This is a genomic window from Brevundimonas sp. GW821-FHT12E07 (assembly GCF_058807035.1).
The window spans coordinates 1,154,519-1,171,604 of the sequence record NZ_JBXAQH010000001.1; the positions used below are offsets into that span (position 1 = coordinate 1,154,519).

The window sequence follows — 17,086 nt, forward strand, 5'->3', positions numbered from 1 at the left end:
CCGGGTTTCAGTCCTGCAGGGCGGGGCGGAAGCGGCTCTGCGCCGCCAGCCGCGCCTGGGTGTTCACCGCCGAATAGCCGTCATAGCCGCGCCGCTGGACGAACTCGAAGAAGACCCCCTTGTCGAGGGCGCGGGTGTAGATCTGGAACACCTCGCCGTCGTCGCCCCGGTCGTAGAGGATATTGCCCGCGCGCATCCGCTCCAGCACCTCGGGCGCGATGTCGAACCGGGCGGCGAGGTCGTCGTGGTAGTTCGCCGAGATCTCCAGAATGGGTGCGCCGAGCGCTGCCAGCCGTTCGGCGGCGGCGAAGATGTCGTCGGTGGCGATGGCGATATGCTGCACCCCGGCGCCGAAGCTGCGGTGGATGAAGCGCGAGGCCAGGGTCTGGCCGGCGTGGGCGCCGATCAGCATGAAGCGCAGGCCGCGATCGGGCGCCTCGACCGCCTGGTTGGCGACCAGACCCAGGGGGTCGGCCACCTCGGCCATGCGGGTTCGGTCGATCCGGAACAGGGCGCAATAGAAGAGCTGCCAGGACAGGAACTCTTCGTGCTGCATGGACTGGGACAGGTGGTCGATGCCGCTGATGTGGCCGTCCAGCGCGTCCGGGGCTTCGGCCTCCGCCGCCTCGAACTCGACCGTCCAGGGGGAAGGGCCTTTGGCGTCGACCAGATGGATCAGGGCGGCGCCGACGCCGCGGATGGCGGGCATGGGCAGGCGGGGCGGGGCGACGGTGGTCGGAAAGACCTCCATGCCCAGGGCCTCGGCGCGCGCGAGGGCGGCGGCGGGATCGTCGACCGTCACTCCGATGGCGCAGACCGAGGGGCCGTGCAGCAGCCGGTAGCTGGCCGCGAAGCCGGTCTGTTCGCGGTTGATGACGATATGGACCTGCCCCAGCCGCCAGTGTTCGACCGCCATCGTGCGGTGCAGGCCCGCCTTGATGAAGCCGAGGGCGGTCAGCATGGCCCGCATGGGTTCGGCCTCGACCTCGGTCATGGCGAACTCGACAAAGGCGGGGCCGGCGGCGGGCACGCGGGGAGCGACGGCGGTCGCCTTCGGAGCGATGGCCTCCTCGACGAGGACCAGCGAGCGCTTGCCGTCCCTGGCGATCTGGCGCGCGGACCAGGCGCGGAAGTCGTCGTTGAAGATCTCGAGGCTCAGCGGACCGTCATAGCCGCGCCGGGCCAGGGTCTCGACATAGGCGTTGACCGCGAACTCGCCCTGACCGGGCATGCAGCGGTGGTGCCGGCTCCAGGACAGATGGTCCATCTGCAGACGCGGGGCGTCGGCGACCTGAACGAGGACGATCTTCGCCGGATCGATGGCCTCAAGGCTCTCGATCGGGATGTCGCGGGACAGGGAGTGGAAGGTGTCGAGGATGATGCCGATCGAGGGGTGGTCGACGGCCCGAACGATGTCCCAGACCTGTCGATGGTCGTTGATGTGACGGCCCCAGGCGAGGGCTTCATAACCGACGCGCAGACCCCGGACCGCGGCGCGGTCGCCCAGGTCGCGGAAGTCGTCGGCGATGCGGGCCGGGTCGCCCGACGCCTCGGGATGCAGGCTGCTGCAGACCAGCATGTCCCGGGCGCCCAAGGTCTGCATCAGGTCGAATTTGCGTTCCGCCCGGTCGAAGACCTTGGCCCGCAGGGCGCCCGACAGGCCCTCGAAATCGCGGAAAGGCTGCCAGGCGGTGCAGACGAGGCCCAGGTCGCGGATCATGCGGGCGATGGTCCCGGGCGTCTCCGGACTGCCGATCAGATCAGCCTCGAAGATCTCGACGCCGGCGAAGCCGGCTTCGGCGATGGCCGCCAGCTTCTCGGTAAGGGACCCGCTGACGGACACGGTCGCGATGGAATGAAGCATGGGGTCCCCGTCGCCAGTGAGCGTCTGTCAGCGTTGTTGCGCGGGCCGGGGCCTTCGATCAAAGATCAAGTTTTTCGTATTCAATAACTCTCAGTTATGGGGCTCCGATGCTGAACCTGCGCCAGATCGAGGTGTTCCGGGCGGTCATGACGACCAAGTCGGTCAGCGGCGCGGCGCGCATGCTGAACTGTTCCCAGCCCGGGGTCAGCCGCCTGCTCAAGCACACGGAATCGCGGCTGGGCTTCGCCCTGTTCGAGCGCGGGGCAGGGGGGATGATCCCGACGCGCGAGGCCGAGCGCATCTTCCGCGAGGTCCAGGCCATCTATGGCGTCATGAACGACCTCGACGGCTTGCTGGAGCGGATCCGCACCGGCGAGAGCCATGAGTTCAAACTGGGCGCCTCGCCCTCGCTCTCGAACCACATGGTGCCGGCGATCCTGCGCAAGCTGGTCGACCAGTTCCCGGAGCTGCGCATCCAGTTCGACGTCCTGCCGGTCGACGAGATCTCGGACTATCTGGTGCGCGAGCGGGGCGAATATGCGCTGAGCGTGTTCGACGTCAGCCATCCGAACATCGAGAGCCGCATCATCGGGCGGGGAAGGCTGGTCGCGGCCCTGCCGCCCGGCCACCGCCTCGCCGACCGCACCGTCATCTCGGCCCAGGACCTGGCGGGAGAGCGCATCATCGGGCTGCGGGAGGCCTCGCCGCACGGCCAGCTGGCCCGCGATCTGATGGCCGACGTCGAGCCTGGCCTGAACCGCGCCACCACCGTCCGCTTCGCCGAAACGGCCTGCGCCTTCGTGCGCCAGGGGCACGGCATCGCCCTGGTCGACGAATTCACGATTCGAGGATTTCCGTCGGACGAGCTGGTCATCGTCGGTTTCGACCGGGCGCTGACCATGCCGGTCTATCTGCATCGCGGCAAATTCGCGCCGAGGTCGAAGATCGGTCGACGCTTCGAAGAGCTGACCGAGGAGTTTGTCGCAAATCATCCAATGGATTAGGCCGGAAACCGCGCGCCCGCCTCATAACTCGCCGTTATGGGAAGCGCCTGTTTTGGTATTTGCGTTAGCGGCGCGCTTCACAGCCAATACCCCTCAAGAGCCGGTTTGAAAATCGGCCGCCAAAAACCGCCACACGCTCTGCGGGTGGCTTTTCCTGAGGGGGAAACCTGGATGCTGAACCACCTGTCGACCAAGTCACGCCTGATGATGGCGGCCTGCTCCCTGATCATGGTTCCGGGCGCGGCCTTGGCCCAAAGCGCCACGCCGGAACCGGCGCAGGAAGAGGCCACGACCGTGGGCGAAATCGTCGTCACGGCCAACAAGCGCAAGGAGTCCCTGCAGGACGTCCCGGCCAGCGTGGCCGTGATCTCGGAAGAGACGCTCGAGAACGCCCAGATCGCCAATCCGCAGGACTTTCCCCAGCTGGCGCCGACGCTGAACTTCCAGGCGGCGGACGAGGCCCGGCTGTTCAACTTCTCGATCCGCGGGATCGGCACGGAATCCTTCTCGGTCGGGGTCGAGCCCAGCGTGGCGACGATCATCGACGGCGTCGTCTACACCCGCCCCGGCGCCGCCTTCGACGGCCTGGCCGACATCGAACAGGTCGAGGTCCTGAACGGGCCGCAGGGCACGCTGCAGGGCAAGAACGCCTCGGCCGGCGCGGTCAATATCGTCACCCGCCGCCCCAATCGCGACCACTTCGAAGGCCGCGCCTCCCTGACCCTGGCGGAGGGCAACGAGCACCGGGGCGAGCTGAGCCTGACGGGCCCGATCAGCGACACCCTGGCGTACCGGCTGTACACCTACTACCGCGAGAATGACGGCCAGGTGCGCGACATCAAGACCGGCGACACGGTCAATAACGTCGAGAGCTACGGCGTGCGCGGCAAGCTGGAGTGGGAGCCGCGTGCGGGGATCAACTTCCTGCTGGCCGCCGACGCCTCCAAGCGGATCGCCGACTGCTGCGCCGAGCCGCTGCGCGTCGCCGCCGCCTCGGGCAATGTCACCGCCGCCTTCACCGGCACCCCCGTCGGGCCGGACAATGAATACGTCAATCTGAACACGGTGCAGGAAGGTTCGCAGGAGAACCGGGGCGTCTCGCTGGAGGGCAATTTCGACGTCTTCGGCGACATGACCCTGACGTCGCTGACCGCCTATCGCGAGTTCCGGGACTATGCCATCCGCGACCGGGACGGCACCAACGCGCCCTTCACCGGGGTCACGGCCCAGCAGCTCTATAGCGCCACAGTCCCGGGCATCAGCCAGGCGGACGCCATGACCCGGCTGTCGGCCCTGCTGCTCAATCCGATCGACCGCGCGTCGCGCAACGGCGTCTTCGGCGAGAGCAACAGCCTGGAGCTGAACAACACCTTCTCGCAGGAATTCCGACTGACCTCGCCGGTCTATGAGCACTACGACTTCATCCTGGGCGCCTTCTACTACGACTCCTTCGTCGAGCGGGACCTGACCATCGCGGGCGTGCGGTCCAACATCGCCGGCAACGTCGTCTTCCCGACCCCGACCACGGTCGTGGTGGCGCGCGACACGGCCTATGTGCTGGCCGACATGATCACCGAGGTCGAGACCACCAACCAGGCGGTGTTCGGCAATCTGAACGTCCGGCCCTTCGGCGGCCTGACCCTGACCGGCGGCTTCCGCTATCTGAAGGAAGACCTCGACTGGTATCACCGCAAGGTCACCGGCCCGAACGGCGACCACATCGGCGGCGGCGTCGGCACCAATCCGGCCGGACAGGTCGCGCCGGGCGCCAACGTCGGCACCCCGGCCTTCAACTTCCGCCGCAGCTACAGCGACAGCGAGCTGATCGGGAAGCTGTCGGCCCGCTATGAGTTCACCGACGACCTGACCGCCTATGCGTCCTGGGCCAAGGGCTACAAGGGCGAGGCGGTCGATGCCGACATGTACCTGACCCAGGACGGCTTCAACACCTCGCCGGTCGCGCCGGAAACGTCGCGGTCGTGGGAGGTTGGCTTCAAGGGGCGGTTCTTCGAGCGCCGCCTGTCGATCAACGTCGACTACTACAACACCCGGTTCGAGGGGTATCAGACCACCTCGGCGGGTTCGGACGGCTCGGGCGCGCCCGTGCTGCGGTCGGCGGGCGAGCTGGACACCAGCGGGTTCGAGGGCGACATCACCTTCTACCCGATGCCGGGTCTGACGCTGTCGGGGAATTTCCTGTTCGCGGACAACCAGTTCGGCGACCTGTTCGTCAGCGGCGTGAACGTGAAGGGCGGCATGCCCCTGAACGCGCCCGACACCAAATACGGCTTCAGCGGCACCTATAACTTTGACGTCGCCGGCTGGGGCATGATGGTCAACGGCAACTACGCCTGGACCTCGGAGACCCTGTTCACCAACCTGGCCGACGCAAACAACCCGAACTCGGTCTGGCTGCGGCCCTCGTACGGGGTGGCCAATCTGAGCCTCGCGGCCTCGTCGCCGGACGACCGCTACAAGGTCACCGTCTTCGTCAAGAACCTGTTCGACGAGCAATACGTCGCCGGCCTGCGCCGGATCTCGGGTTCGGTCGGCGGCGCGGGGGCGGTGGCCCAGGCCCTGCCGCGCGACTTCCACCGCTATGTCGGCGTCACCCTGACCGCCAACTTCTAGTTCCTTCGACCTCTCGCGGGCAGCGGCGACGCCGTTGCCCGCGTCTCTTTTTCCAGCGTTCGGATCGGGTAACTCATGGCGTATTCACAGGGCTCATCGGATGTGACCGATGGGCCGATCCGCTGCAGTCGCTGGACCTTCAAGGCCTTCATCGCGGTGGCCCTGTGCTTCGTCATCAACATGATCGACGGCATGGACATCGTGGCCATGTCCTATGTCGGCCCGGCCCTGAGCCGCGACTGGAGCCTGTCGCCCAGCACCCTGGGTCTGGTGTTCAGCGCGGGTCTGGGCGGGATGGCGATCGGCTGTTTGCTGGTGGCGCCGCTCGCCGACCGGTTCGGGCGCAAGCCCCTGATCATGACCGCCCTGACCCTGATGTCGATCGGCATGGTCGCCTGCGGCTTCGTCACCAATGTCTATGAGCTGATGGCGGCCCGGGTCGTGGTCGGCGCCGGCATCGGCACGGTCCTGACCACCATGGCGGCCCTGACCGCCGAGGTCGCCCCGCCGAAATATCGCAGCCTGGCGGTCGGCATCGTCCAGGGCGGCTATCCGCTGGCGGCGGTGGGGACGGGGCTGGTGGTCGCCGCCCTGTTGCCGACGCACGGCTGGCAGCTTCTGCTGCTCTGGGCCGGTGTGCTGACGGTCGTCATGCTGCCGGCCGCTTACCTGATCCTGCCGAAGACCTCGCCCGAGGCCCTGCGTGCGCTCAAGGCGACCTCGTTCGGGGCGCTGGTGTCGAAGGGCTTCCTGAAGAACACCCTGCTGCTGTGGATCGCGGTCTTCTCCGGCTTCATGGTGCTCTACTACATCGTCAGCTGGGTGCCGCGTCTGGCCATCCAAGCGGGTCTGTCCGAGACCAACGGCATCTATGCCGGCACCCTCTACAATCTCGGCGCCTTCGTCGGGACGGTGATCATGAGCAGCCTGTCGGTGCGGCAGCCGCTGACCCGGATCATTCCGACCTTCCTCGTCGGCGCGACCATCGCCATGCTGGTCTTCGGAATGGTCCCCATGTCGGTGGCCCTGACCCTGTTCACCGCCTTCATGATCGGGGTGCTGCTGCAGGGCGGGTTCAACGGCATCTATCCTCTGGCGGCCTCCGTCTATCCCGAGGGGGTGCGGGCGACCGGCATCGGCTGGGCCTATGGCATCGGACGGGGCGGGGCGGTCATCGGCCCGTGGCTGGGCGGCTATCTGATCGCCACGGGAGCGTCGCTGCCGATCCTGTTCGGCGTCTATGCCGTGCCCATGCTGATCTGCGCCGCCGCCACCCGCCTGACCACGCCCGCGGAGCCGACGCATGTCAAAGGCTGACCGTTTCCTGATCGGCCTCGTCGGCGACGGCATCCAGTTTTCCAGAAGCCCGGACCTGCACCACGCGGAGGCGGCGGCCCAGGGACTGGCGGTGCATTACCAGCTGATCGACATGGCCGCGCTGGGGCTGGGCGTGGCGGATTTGGCCGAGGTGCTGGGCTGGGCCGAACGGCTGGGCTTCTCGGCCTTCAACATCACCCATCCCTACAAACAGGCCGTCCTGCCGTTGCTGAGCGAGCTGTCGCCCGAGGCGGCGGTGCTCGGGGCGGTCAATACGGTGGTGGTGCGCGACGGACGGCGGATCGGGCACAACACCGACTGGGTCGGCTTCGCCCATTCGATGACCGAGGGCCTGCCGGGCGCCGACCTGATCCGCGTCGCCGTGATCGGGGCGGGTGGGGCCAGCGCGGCCATCTGCTACGCCCTGCTGAGCCTCGGGGCGCGGGAGATCCGTCTCTTCGACCCCGCACGCGAGCGGGCCGAGGCGCTGGCGGCCCATATGGCCATCGCCTGGCCGGGACGGACCGTTTCGGCCCAGCCGAGCGCGGAGGCGGCCTGCGAAGGCGTGACGGGCATGGTCCAGACCAGCCCGATCGGGATGAAGACCTATCCGGGCATGCCCCTGTCGGCGGACCTGATCCCCGGCGGGATCTGGGCGGCGGACATCATCTATACGCCGGCGGAGACCGAGTTCCTGAAGGCCGCCAGGGCGAGGGGGTGCGCCACCCTGAGCGGGATCGGCATGGTTGTCGGCCAGGCGGCGAAGTCGTTCGAGGTCTTCACCGGACGCACGGCCGACCTCACGCGAATGCGAGCCCTCTTCGAGGAGCCGAAAGCCTAGCGGTCGCCGACCGAATAGCTGGCGGTCAGGCCGTCGGCAGCGACGTGGGCCTCGACCATCTTGCCGCCTTCCAGCAGACCGTGATCAAACGGACGCCGGTCGAAGACCTGGAACTTGATGTCCGTGTCCGGCCGGGTCGTCGTCGTGTAGCGGTAGAGCGTCGGGTCCGAGGCGTCGGGGGCCAACCGGGCGATGATCTCGTTGGAGCCCAGGAAGTCGCCCCACAGCCACAGCGGCCCCGTTTCGCCGGCAGGACGGCGGATGGTCAGGGTGATGGGCGCCGGCTCCTGATAGGTCGCCTGGGCGAAGGTGGCGGCCGGGGTCGGCTCATTGCCGTTGCGCCAGTCGAAATACGTCGAGTTCTCCCAGTTAGAACCCTGGCCCCAGCGGGTGGAGCAGGAGGTCGAGACCCAGGCCGGCTCCCAGTAGACCACGCCGACGCCGCCCGCGAACTTCACGCGCTGGGTCAGGTCGATCATATACTGGCGCTGGCCCTCATAGGTCGCGGGATAGCCGGGCAGGAGGGAGTCCTCGCCCAGCAGATTCGGAGAACTGTCAGCCGAGTCCGTGGTGAAGGGATAGGCGGTCTCGACCACCACCACCTCGGCCGGATAGCGGTGACGCAGGCGGTTGATGGTCTGTTCCGGACCGTCGAGGCCGCGGGTCGACCATTTGCGATAGTAGCTGACGCCGATCAGGTCGAAGTCGGTGACGCCGTGGGCCCAGGCGGCCGCGAACCAGGGCTCGACGTTCTCGGGCTGGGCGATGTGCAACATGACCAGCGGCTGGATCTTCGACTGGGCGCCGGCGTCGCGGACGGCCTTGATCCCGGCGTTGAGCAGGGCGGCGTTGCGGTCCCAGTTGATGCCGTTGTGGGTGGTCTTCCAGTCGGCCTCGCCCATCAGCTCGGGGTTGGTTTCGTTGCCGACCTGGACCTGGTCGGGCATCAGTCCCTCGGCGTCGAGGGTGCGCAGAGTCTGGAAGGTGTAGTCGTAGACGGCCTGGGACAGGGCCGGGACGTCGTCGCGGATATCTCGCCAGGCGGCGGGCACGATCTGTTTGTCGCCGTCGGCCCAGTCGTCGGAATAGTGGAAGTCGAGCAGGACCTCCATGCCGGCGGCGCGGGCGCGGCGGATGGTCTCGCGGGCGTCGTCGAGGTCGCTGTACTTCGTCCAGTCGGGGTTGTGCCAGATGCGCACCCGGACCAGATTGGTGCCGAGCTCGGCGAACAGCTGGTAGGGATCGCGGGCTTGGCCGTCCTTGCGATAGACGGCGCCGCAGTCTTCCATCTCGTTCACATAGGACAGGTCGGCGCCGAAGTAGAAGGGCGCCGGTCGGCCCGCCTCCTGCGCCTGCGCGGGCAGGGCGAGGAGGGCGGCGAGAGCGGGAAGAAGCAAACGGCGGATCGTCATTCTCCGGAGTTGAGAGGCAAGGGGCCAGGCCGCACAGGTCCTAGTAGCGGAAGGTCGCGTCCAGGCTGAAGCGACGGCCGAAGCGCGTTTCGCTCGCCAGGCGGTTCACGTCGTTGTCGTAGTGAACCCGGACCTCCTCATCCGTCAGATTGCTGGCCTGGAAGCGGAAGCCGACATTGTTGGTCAGCTGGTAGGAGGCGCTGAAGTCGAGGGTGGCCTCGCTTTCCAGCGTCCGCAGGGCCGAGCCGTCCCAACCGGTGATGACGGTGAAGGGGCTGTGGTACTTGTAGCCCAGACGGCTTTCCAGCTTGCCGTCCGAGTACCAGAGGTCGACCGTCGCCGTCTCCTTGGCCAGACCCGTGGACTCCAGCGGATTGTTGGCCGGGTAGAACTCCTTCACGTCCGAATGGACGAAGGCCAGGTTGGCGTAGATGCCGAAGTTCTGGAGCGCCGGGACGAAGCTGAACGGGGTCTGGAACGTCAGTTCGGCGCCGCTGATGCCGCCGCCGTCGCCGTTGAACGGGCCGGTGACGTTGTAGGTCACGCCGTTGATGGTCACCGGTTGGGTCGAATAGCCGATGTGGCTCTCGACGTCCTTGTAGTAGACGGCCGCGGCGAACAGGGCCTCGGGCGCGAAGTAGAATTCGTACGACAGGTCGACCTGGTTGGCGATGTAGGGCTCCAGCAGCGGGTTGCCGGCCGAGCCCGTGGGCGGCGGGGTGGTGTTGTAGAGCGTGCGGCCGGCGCGCAGCTCGTCCAGCGGCGGACGGGCCATGGTGCGGGCCAGGCCGAAGCGCAGTTGCTGACCTTCGGCGAGGGCGAGGGTCAGGTTCAGGCTGGGCAGCAGCTGGAAGTAGTCGTTGTCGATGCTGACCGGGCTCAGGGCGCCGCCGTTGACCGATTCATAGCCGTGGCTGGTGGTGTCGACCTGGACCGCGCGGGCGCCGACGTTGCCGGTGAACGGCAGGTTCATGAAGGTCCCGGCGAACTTGGCCTTCACATAGGCCTCGGCGACGGTCTCATCGACGGACCAGCCGGAGGCGGTGTCGGTGCTGTTGGCGGGCTGGACGAAGCCGCCGATGGCGGCCTTGGCCACGGCGTCGAAGTCGCCGTTGATGAAGGAGGGGGTGTCGAAGTCCGAGACCTTGAAGCTGGTCAGGATGCTGGCCGGCAGGGTCGCGATGATCGGCGCCTGGGTCCAGAAGGTCCGCGTATATTCCTTGGTGCGGTCCGTGACGCGAGCGCCGAACGAAAGCTCGGTGAAGCCGGTGTCGCCGCTGTAGTGCGAGACGTCGAAGCGGGCCGAGGTCAGCTCGTCGGACAGGTTGCCGCCGTCGGCCTGGGCCGGACGATAGCTCTGCAGCGGCTGGTAGGAGGTGTCGCCGGTGTCGAAGCTGGCGTAGGCCGAGGGCGTCTTGCCGGGCGTCATGTCGACGCCGGCCATGGCCGGGTACAGCTCGGTGAAGACCGCCTTCCACATGTTCTCGCGCTCGGCCTTGGAGTAGGCGAGGTCGCCGGTCAGGGTCCAGTCGCCCGAGGTCCACTTGCCGTTCAGGCCTGTGGCGAACAGGGTCTTGTCCTCGGTGTATTTGGCGATGACGTTGGTGACCGAGGCATAGGGCAGGCGCGCCGCCACCACGGTGTTGTTGATGATGGTGTAGGAGGCCGTCGGGTCGCCGTAGGCCCAGGCCGAGCTGCCGCCCCAGTTCCCGTAGGCGCCGTTGTTGCCGTACCAGATCTGGTTCTGGTCCTCGTCGATCTGGATGTCCGAATAGAGGACGTCGAGGTTCAGTTCGAACTGGTCGGACGGCTTCCACTGCAGGGCGCCGTTCACGCCGTTGCGGGTCTCGGTCAGGCGTTTGACCTGGGTCTGGGCGCCCCAGAAGGTCGCGTCCAGATCGCCGTCGCCGTCGACGTCGCCGGGCGTGCCGCCGGTCGCCGCGTCGTTCCAGCCCCAGCCTTCGAAGGTCGAATAGCCGTTCTTCTGGACCTGATGGGTGGCGCCGAGGGCGAGGCCCAGGGTGTCCGAGACCGGGTGGGTGACGTTGGCGCTCAGGCGATAGCCGGTCGGGTCGTAGTCAGGCAGGTCCTTGCCCGCGTCATAGTAGACCACGCCGGCGGTGCCGACGAACTCGGGGCCGCGATAGTCGAGCGGGCGCACGGTGCGGATGTCGATGGTGCCGGCGATGCCGCCCGAGACCAGATCGGCCGACTGCGACTTGTAGACCTGCACGCCCGAGACGATTTCGGACGGATAGATTTCCCAGCGGATGTTGCGGTCCGGCTCGGACGAGGCGACCTCGCGGCCGTTGACGAGGCCGAGTACCAGACGCGGGCCGAGGCCACGGATGGCGGCCTGGCTCTGGTTGCCGCGGTCGCGGGTGCCGTTGATGCCAGGCAGGCGAACCAGTTCCTCGGCGATGGTCACGTTCGGCAGCTGGCCGATGTCCTGCGAGGAGATGGCCTCGATGACGAGGTCGGAATTGCGCTTCACCCCGATGGCGCTGCGCAGCGAGCCGCGGATGCCGGTGACGACGACTTCGTCGACCTGGGCGGCGTCATCGGTCTGCGGAGCCGGAGCCGTCTGGGCGAAGGCCGGCGCGGCGGCGGTGAACAAGGCGGCGGCGGAGACGCCGGCTGCGATGAGGGTCTTTCTCTTGATGGTCATGGTGTCCTCCCCTGGTGTCGCCTGATTTCAGGTCGATTGTCTGATGGTGGTGGCGTCGAGCCGCAGGACGGCGGGGCGAAGGCCCTCGGCGCGTGCGGTGACGGTGACGGCGCCGCCCGTGCGGCCGGCTTGAAGGATGGCCTGGGCCAGTCCGTTGAAGAGTTTGCGGCGGTCGGCGCGGTCGGCCTCATGGCTGACCGGATTGCCGTTGCCGACGCCGATGACGCGGGCGTCGCCCGTGACCTCGAACACGACCAGATCGTCGGCGCGCGGGCAGGGCCGGCCACGGTGGTCGACCACGCTCGCGGTGATCATGCCCACGTCCTCGCCGTCGGCCTTGAGGGCGTTGCGGTCCACCGACAGGGTCAGGGCGGCCGGGGCGCCGGCGGTCTCGCGCCGCCGGGTCGCGACCAGACGGCCGTTCTTCCAGCCGCGCGCCTCCAGCACGCCGGGGGCGTAGGGGACCATCCAGGCCAGGTGGCGATTGGCGACGACGTCCTTCGCCCCGACCGAACGGCCGTTCAGGAACAGCTCGACGCGGTCGAGATTGGAATGGACCCAGACCTCGACGTCCTGGCCCTCGCGGCCTTCCCAGTTCCAGTGCGGGAAGAGGTGCAGCAGGGGCTCCGGCCGCCACCAGGCGCGGTAGTACCAGAAATTGTCCTTCGGGAAGCCGCAGGAGTCCATGGCGCCGAAGTAGGAGCCGACGCTGGGCCAGCGGGCGTAGGGCGTGGGCTCGCCGCGATAGTCGAAGCCGGTCCAGATGAAGCCGCCGGCGATGTAGGGGCGCTCCGCCGCGATGGTCCACCACTCCTCGGCGGTCGAGGCCCACCAGGGGTGTTCGCGGTCATAGGCCGGGACGATGTGGCCCGGGACGTCCAGGACGTATTCGCCGCGGGTCGAGACGGTGCTGCCCGTCTCCGTGCCCATGATCGGCTGGTTCGGGAAGCGGGCGTGATAGCCCTCCATCTGGGGCGTGCGGTAGTTGAAGCCGAGGATGTCGACGACGCGCGAGACGCCGGTGTCGAAGTCCTGATCCTTGGCCGCCGTGACGGGGCGGGAAGGGTCCAGCCGATTGATCAGCCGCTTCATGGTGCGGGCGACGGCGGCGCCGGTCTCCGTCCCCTGAATGGCCTGTTCTTCATTGCCGATCGACCAGGCGATGACGGAGGGACGGTTGCGATCGCGGCGGACGAGGGTCGCCAGTTCCTTCATCGACTCGTCGTCGGAGGACATGCGCCGGGTCTCGGCGATGACGAGCATGCCCAGCCGGTCGCAGGCGTCCATCAGCTCGGGCGTCGCCGGATTGTGCGAGGCGCGGTAGGCGTTGCAGCCCATGGCCTTGAGCTGAAGGATCCGCCAGTCCTGCAGCGCGTCCGGGATGGCCGCGCCGACACCGGCGTGGTCCTGATGGCAGCAGGCGCCGAGCAGCTTCAGCGGTTCGCCGTTCAGCAGGAAGCCGCGCCTGGCGTCGAAGACGGCGGAACGGACGCCGAAGGCGGTCTCGGTGCGGTCCACGACCACGCCATCGACCTCGACCTCGGTCGTCAGGCGGTGCAGCTGCGGGTCGGCGGGCGACCACAACGGGGCGGTGGGCCAGCGCAGCTCGGCCTCGACCTTGCCGTCGGTCCAGCCCTCGAGCGCGAGCGGCGTCTCGGCACGGGCCAGTTCCAGACCGTTGGGCGCGGAGACGACGGCGCGGACCGTAGCGGTGCGCGGGGCGTCGGCCTGGTTGCGGACGGCGATCTCGACCTTGCCGACAGCGCCGGAGCCGCGCGGCTCTGACTGGATGAAGGCGCCGTTGGGGGCGATGTGCAGGGGGGCGGTCGCGGTCAGCCAGACGTGGCGATAGAGGCCCGCGCCCTCATAGAACCAGCCTTCGCCGAGGCTGGCGTCGACGCGGACGACCAGCCAGTTGTCCTGACCCGGGCGAGCGACGTCGGTGATGTCGGCGGTGAAGGGGGTGTAGCCGCCCGCATGCTCGTCGACGATGATGCCGTTCACGAAGACGACCACGTCGCGGAAGGCGCCGTCGAACTCCAGGCCCAGACGCTGGCCGGCCCAGTCCGCCGGGATGTCGAGCTTGCGGCGATACCAGCCGACGCTGTTTTCGGGGTGGTCGCGGCCCAGAGCCTTGTAGCCGTGGGCGGCGCGGGGATCGTCCTGATCGTCCTGATCGTCCTTGAAGCCGCCGGGACCCGGATCGTAGGGCAGGTCGATGGCCCAGTCGTGCGGGACCTGAACCGTGGCCCAGGCGGAATCGTCGAAGCCGGCGAGGGCGGCCAGGGCGATGGGCGAACTCTCCGAACCGCCGGTCTTGGCATAGGTCCGCTGGTCGCGGCCGAAGCCGAAATCCTTGTCCATGTCGGCGGCGTGGCCGAGCGCGTGCTTCCAGTCGAAAGCCAGCTTCACGCGGCGACGCGCGGTGGTGGCTTCGGCAGAGGCGACGGCGGGAAGGGCGAGGGAGGAGGCGACAGCCAGAACGCCCGCGCCCTGCATCAGGACGCGGCGATCAACCACGGTCGATTGTGAAACCTCGCGCTTCAACGCAGCGCCTCCCTGATGTGCTCAGGCCTGTTCCCGACCTCTTGCAGGCAGGAAACCGCCGAGCGGAACTTCTGTCAATAAAATAATTTTCATATGCGACGCGACGCGTCGTGAAAACTGTTGTCCTGGCTGCCGCTAGTGGCTGTCGCGGGGCAGGCCGAGGGTGTCGATGATGCGGTGGTATTTCACGGCGGGTTCGAGCACGGCGCCGGTCTCCAGCTGCCCGACCATGGACCGCTGGATCTCCTGCCAAGGCGTCTGGGAGGCGGGGTAGGCATAGCCGCCCGCCGCCGTGAGCGTCTCGCGCCGCTCCGCCAGCTCCGCATCGGGGATCAGGATGTCGGCCCGGCCGGTGTTGAGGTCGATGCGCACCCGGTCGCCGGTCTGGATCAGGGCGATGTTGCCGCCCGCCGCCGCCTCGGGCGAGGCATTGAGGATGGAGGGGCTGCCCGAGGTGCCCGACTGGCGGCCGTCGCCGATGCAGGCCAGCGCCGTGATCCCCTTTTTGATCAGGTGGGCGGGCGGCCGCATGTTCACGACCTCTGCCGCGCCCGGATAGCCGATGGGGCCGGCGCCGCGCATGACCAGCACGGTGTGTTCGGTGATCCCCGTCGCCGGGTCGTCGATGCGGTGGTGATAGTCCTCGGGCCCGTCGAATACGACCACGGGGCCCTCGAAGGCGTTGAGGTCGTCCGGATTGGACAGATAGCGCTCACGGAACTCGGGCGAGATGACGCTGAGCTTCATGATCGCCGAGTTGAACAGGCTGCCGCTCAGAATGACGAAGCCGGCGTCGGTCTTGAGCGCGGTGTCGAAGGTGCGGATGACGTCGGGCAGAACGATCTCCGCGTCCTTGCAGTTCTCGCCCATGGTCTTGCCGTTGACGGTCAGGGCGCCCTCGTGGATCAGCCCCTGACGCATCAGTTCGGCGACCACGGCCGGGACGCCTCCGGCCTGGTGATAGTCCTCGCCCAGATAGGCGCCGGCGGGCTGGAGATTGACCAGCAGGGGGACGTGCAGTCCCTTGGTCTGCCAGTCCTCCAGCGGCACATCGACATGGGCGTGACGGGCCAGGGCCGTCAGGTGGATCGGGGCGTTGGTCGAGCCGCCGATGGCCGAGTTGACCACGATGGCGTTGTGGAAGGCCTCTTTGGTCAGAATGTCCGAAGGCTTCAGATCCTCGCGGACCATGTCGACGATACGCCGGCCGGTTTCATAGGCGACCTGGGCGCGCTCGCGGTAGGGCGCGGGGATGGCGGCCGAGCCGGGGAGGGACATGCCCAGCGCCTCGGCCAGCGAGTTCATCGTCGTCGCCGTGCCCATGGTGTTGCAGTAGCCGACGGACGGCGCCGAGGTGGCGACCAGGTCGATGAAGCCTTCGTAGTCGAGATCGCCGCGCGCCATCATCTCGCGGGCCTTCCAGATGATGGTGCCCGAGCCGGTGCGTTCGCCGCGGTGCCAGCCGTTCAGCATCGGGCCGACCGACAGGGCGATGGCGGGCATGTCCACGGTGGCGGCGGCCATCAGACAGGCAGGGGTGGTCTTGTCGCAGCCGATGGTCAGGACGACCCCGTCCAGCGGATAGCCGTAGAGGCTCTCGACCAGGCCGAGGTAGGCGAGGTTGCGGTCGAGACCCGCGGTCGGGCGCTTGCCGGTCTCCTGGATCGGATGGACCGGGAATTCCATGCAGATGCCGCCGGCTTCGCGGATGCCTTCACGGACGCGTTTGGCCAGTTCAATGTGGTGGCGGTTGCAGGGGCTGAGGTCGGAACCGGTCTGGGCGATGCCGATGATCGGCTTGTCCGACTGCAGCTCCTCGCGGGTCAGGCCGTAGTTCAGATACCGCTCCAGATAGAGGGCGGTCATGTCCGGGTTTTCCGGATTGTTGAACCAGGCGCGCGACCGCAGGGGCTTCTTCAGGGGCTTCACAGTCATCAGTTCCAGCCGCCGTCGACGATGTAGTGCTGATTGGTGATGGCGCCGGCTTCGTCGGAACTCATGAAGACCGCGACCTTCGCAATGTCGTCGGGGACGAGGCGGCGCTTCAGGCACTGGTTCTCGTAGATGCTCTTCTCCGTCTCGGGCGTGACCCAGAGCTCGAGCTGGCGCTCGGTCATGATCCAGCCGGGAGCGATGGCGTTCACCCGCACGCCGAATTCGCCGAAGTCGCGGGCGAGGGAGCGGGTCAGGCCGATGACCGCCGACTTGGAGGCGGTGTAGGCGGGCATGCCGCCCTGGCCGATGACCCAGGAGGTCGAGCCCATGTTGACGATGGCGCCCTTGCCGGTCGCCTGCATATCGGGAAGCACGGCCTGGGCGGCGAAGAACTGGTGCTTCAGGTTTACGGCCATGCGGCCATCCCAGTAGTCCTCGGTGACCTCGAGCGTGGCGTGGCGTTCGTCGTGGGCGGCGTTGTTGATCAGGATGTCGATGGGGCCGAAGGCGTCGCGGACGGTCTGGATCGCGGCCTTGAGCACCGGGATGTCGGTCAGGTCGCACTTCACGAAGCGGGCGTCGGCGCCGAGCTCGGCCTCCAGCCGTTCGCCGCGCGCTACGTCGATGTCGAGGAAGCCGACCTTCGCCTTCTGGGCGATGAAGGACCTTGTGATGGCCTCGCCGATGCCGCCGGCGCCGCCGGTGACGATGACGACCTTGCCGGCCAGGTCAGGATAGATCGCGCCCATGTCGTTTCCCCGCTGTCGACGGACTGCCTCCGCGACGCCTTGTTCGGCTTTCATCAATGAAAGCGATATTGCAGGCAAAAATGACGGCGCGTCTCCGCCAAGTCAACGGCGGTTACCG

General features: G+C 67.7%; 10 protein-coding genes. 4 read left to right on the forward strand and 6 right to left on the reverse strand.

The features are described 5' to 3' along the window. Nucleotides 1–7: 7 nt before the first annotated feature. On the reverse strand, nucleotides 8–1,864 hold the full coding sequence (locus tag AC1ROD_RS05530) for a bifunctional sugar phosphate isomerase/epimerase/4-hydroxyphenylpyruvate dioxygenase family protein (protein ID WP_492947250.1): 1,857 nt from the start codon (nucleotides 1,862–1,864) through the stop codon (nucleotides 8–10). 107 nt (nucleotides 1,865–1,971) lie between these two features. Here AC1ROD_RS05530 and AC1ROD_RS05535 point away from each other — a divergent pair, with 107 nt between their 5' ends. The 4 genes from AC1ROD_RS05535 to AC1ROD_RS05550 all read left to right on the forward strand — a co-directional run bounded on the left by AC1ROD_RS05535 (nucleotide 1,972) and on the right by AC1ROD_RS05550 (nucleotide 7,657). Then, the gene (locus AC1ROD_RS05535; protein ID WP_492947251.1) at nucleotides 1,972–2,868 is read left to right on the forward strand and encodes a LysR family transcriptional regulator; all 897 of its coding nucleotides are present in this window, start codon (nucleotides 1,972–1,974) and stop codon (nucleotides 2,866–2,868) included. A 171-nt stretch (nucleotides 2,869–3,039) separates the two neighbouring features. Next, the gene (locus AC1ROD_RS05540; RefSeq protein WP_492947252.1) at nucleotides 3,040–5,499 is read left to right on the forward strand and encodes a TonB-dependent receptor; all 2,460 of its coding nucleotides are present in this window, start codon (nucleotides 3,040–3,042) and stop codon (nucleotides 5,497–5,499) included. A 75-nt stretch (nucleotides 5,500–5,574) separates the two neighbouring features. Continuing rightward, nucleotides 5,575–6,816: an MFS transporter gene (locus tag AC1ROD_RS05545; RefSeq protein WP_492947253.1), complete on the forward strand. Its 1,242-nt coding sequence runs from the start codon at nucleotides 5,575–5,577 to the stop codon at nucleotides 6,814–6,816. Further along, the gene (locus AC1ROD_RS05550) at nucleotides 6,803–7,657 is read left to right on the forward strand and encodes a shikimate dehydrogenase (RefSeq protein WP_492947254.1); all 855 of its coding nucleotides are present in this window, start codon (nucleotides 6,803–6,805) and stop codon (nucleotides 7,655–7,657) included. The genes AC1ROD_RS05545 and AC1ROD_RS05550 overlap by 14 nt, the downstream gene beginning before the upstream one ends. On the opposite strand, the gene AC1ROD_RS05555 is transcribed toward AC1ROD_RS05550, so the two are convergent. From AC1ROD_RS05555 to AC1ROD_RS05575, 5 genes are all read right to left on the reverse strand, one after another. Next, the gene (locus AC1ROD_RS05555; protein ID WP_492947255.1) at nucleotides 7,654–9,069 is read right to left on the reverse strand and encodes a glycoside hydrolase family 53 protein; all 1,416 of its coding nucleotides are present in this window, start codon (nucleotides 9,067–9,069) and stop codon (nucleotides 7,654–7,656) included. The two genes, AC1ROD_RS05550 and AC1ROD_RS05555, sit on opposite strands and share 4 nt — an antisense overlap. Nucleotides 9,070–9,109: 40 nt before the next feature. After that, nucleotides 9,110–11,737, reverse strand: coding sequence for a TonB-dependent receptor (locus tag AC1ROD_RS05560; RefSeq protein ID WP_492947256.1), 2,628 nt, complete (start codon nucleotides 11,735–11,737; stop codon nucleotides 9,110–9,112). Nucleotides 11,738–11,764: 27 nt separating this feature from the next. Further along, nucleotides 11,765–14,236, reverse strand: coding sequence for a beta-galactosidase GalA (gene galA / locus AC1ROD_RS05565; protein ID WP_492947737.1), 2,472 nt, complete (start codon nucleotides 14,234–14,236; stop codon nucleotides 11,765–11,767). Between the two features lie 183 nt (nucleotides 14,237–14,419). Then, nucleotides 14,420–16,219 carry an IlvD/Edd family dehydratase gene (locus AC1ROD_RS05570; protein ID WP_492947257.1) on the reverse strand — a complete coding sequence of 600 codons (1,800 nt, stop codon included), beginning with the start codon at nucleotides 16,217–16,219 and terminating at the stop codon, nucleotides 14,420–14,422. Beyond that, complete coding sequence (locus AC1ROD_RS05575) at nucleotides 16,219–16,968, reverse strand: SDR family NAD(P)-dependent oxidoreductase (protein ID WP_492947258.1); 750 nt, start codon at nucleotides 16,966–16,968, stop codon at nucleotides 16,219–16,221. Before AC1ROD_RS05575 ends, AC1ROD_RS05570 begins: the two co-directional genes overlap by 1 nt. Nucleotides 16,969–17,086 lie beyond the last annotated feature (118 nt).

Excerpts from the sequence above, each read along its gene's own strand:
- AC1ROD_RS05545 (WP_492947253.1), top strand. The coding sequence starts at position 5,575 with ATGGCGTATTCACAGGGCTCATCGGATGTGACCGATGGGCCGATCCGC.
- AC1ROD_RS05570 (WP_492947257.1), bottom strand. The coding sequence starts at position 16,219 with ATGACTGTGAAGCCCCTGAAGAAGCCCCTGCGGTCGCGCGCCTGGTTC.
- AC1ROD_RS05560 (WP_492947256.1), bottom strand. The coding sequence starts at position 11,737 with ATGACCATCAAGAGAAAGACCCTCATCGCAGCCGGCGTCTCCGCCGCC.
- AC1ROD_RS05555 (WP_492947255.1), bottom strand. The coding sequence starts at position 9,069 with ATGACGATCCGCCGTTTGCTTCTTCCCGCTCTCGCCGCCCTCCTCGCC.
- AC1ROD_RS05535 (WP_492947251.1), top strand. The coding sequence starts at position 1,972 with ATGCTGAACCTGCGCCAGATCGAGGTGTTCCGGGCGGTCATGACGACC.
- AC1ROD_RS05540 (WP_492947252.1), top strand. The coding sequence starts at position 3,040 with ATGCTGAACCACCTGTCGACCAAGTCACGCCTGATGATGGCGGCCTGC.
- AC1ROD_RS05575 (WP_492947258.1), bottom strand. The coding sequence starts at position 16,968 with ATGGGCGCGATCTATCCTGACCTGGCCGGCAAGGTCGTCATCGTCACC.
- galA (WP_492947737.1), bottom strand. The coding sequence starts at position 14,236 with ATGCAGGGCGCGGGCGTTCTGGCTGTCGCCTCCTCCCTCGCCCTTCCC.
- AC1ROD_RS05550 (WP_492947254.1), top strand. The coding sequence starts at position 6,803 with ATGTCAAAGGCTGACCGTTTCCTGATCGGCCTCGTCGGCGACGGCATC.
- AC1ROD_RS05530 (WP_492947250.1), bottom strand. The coding sequence starts at position 1,864 with ATGCTTCATTCCATCGCGACCGTGTCCGTCAGCGGGTCCCTTACCGAG.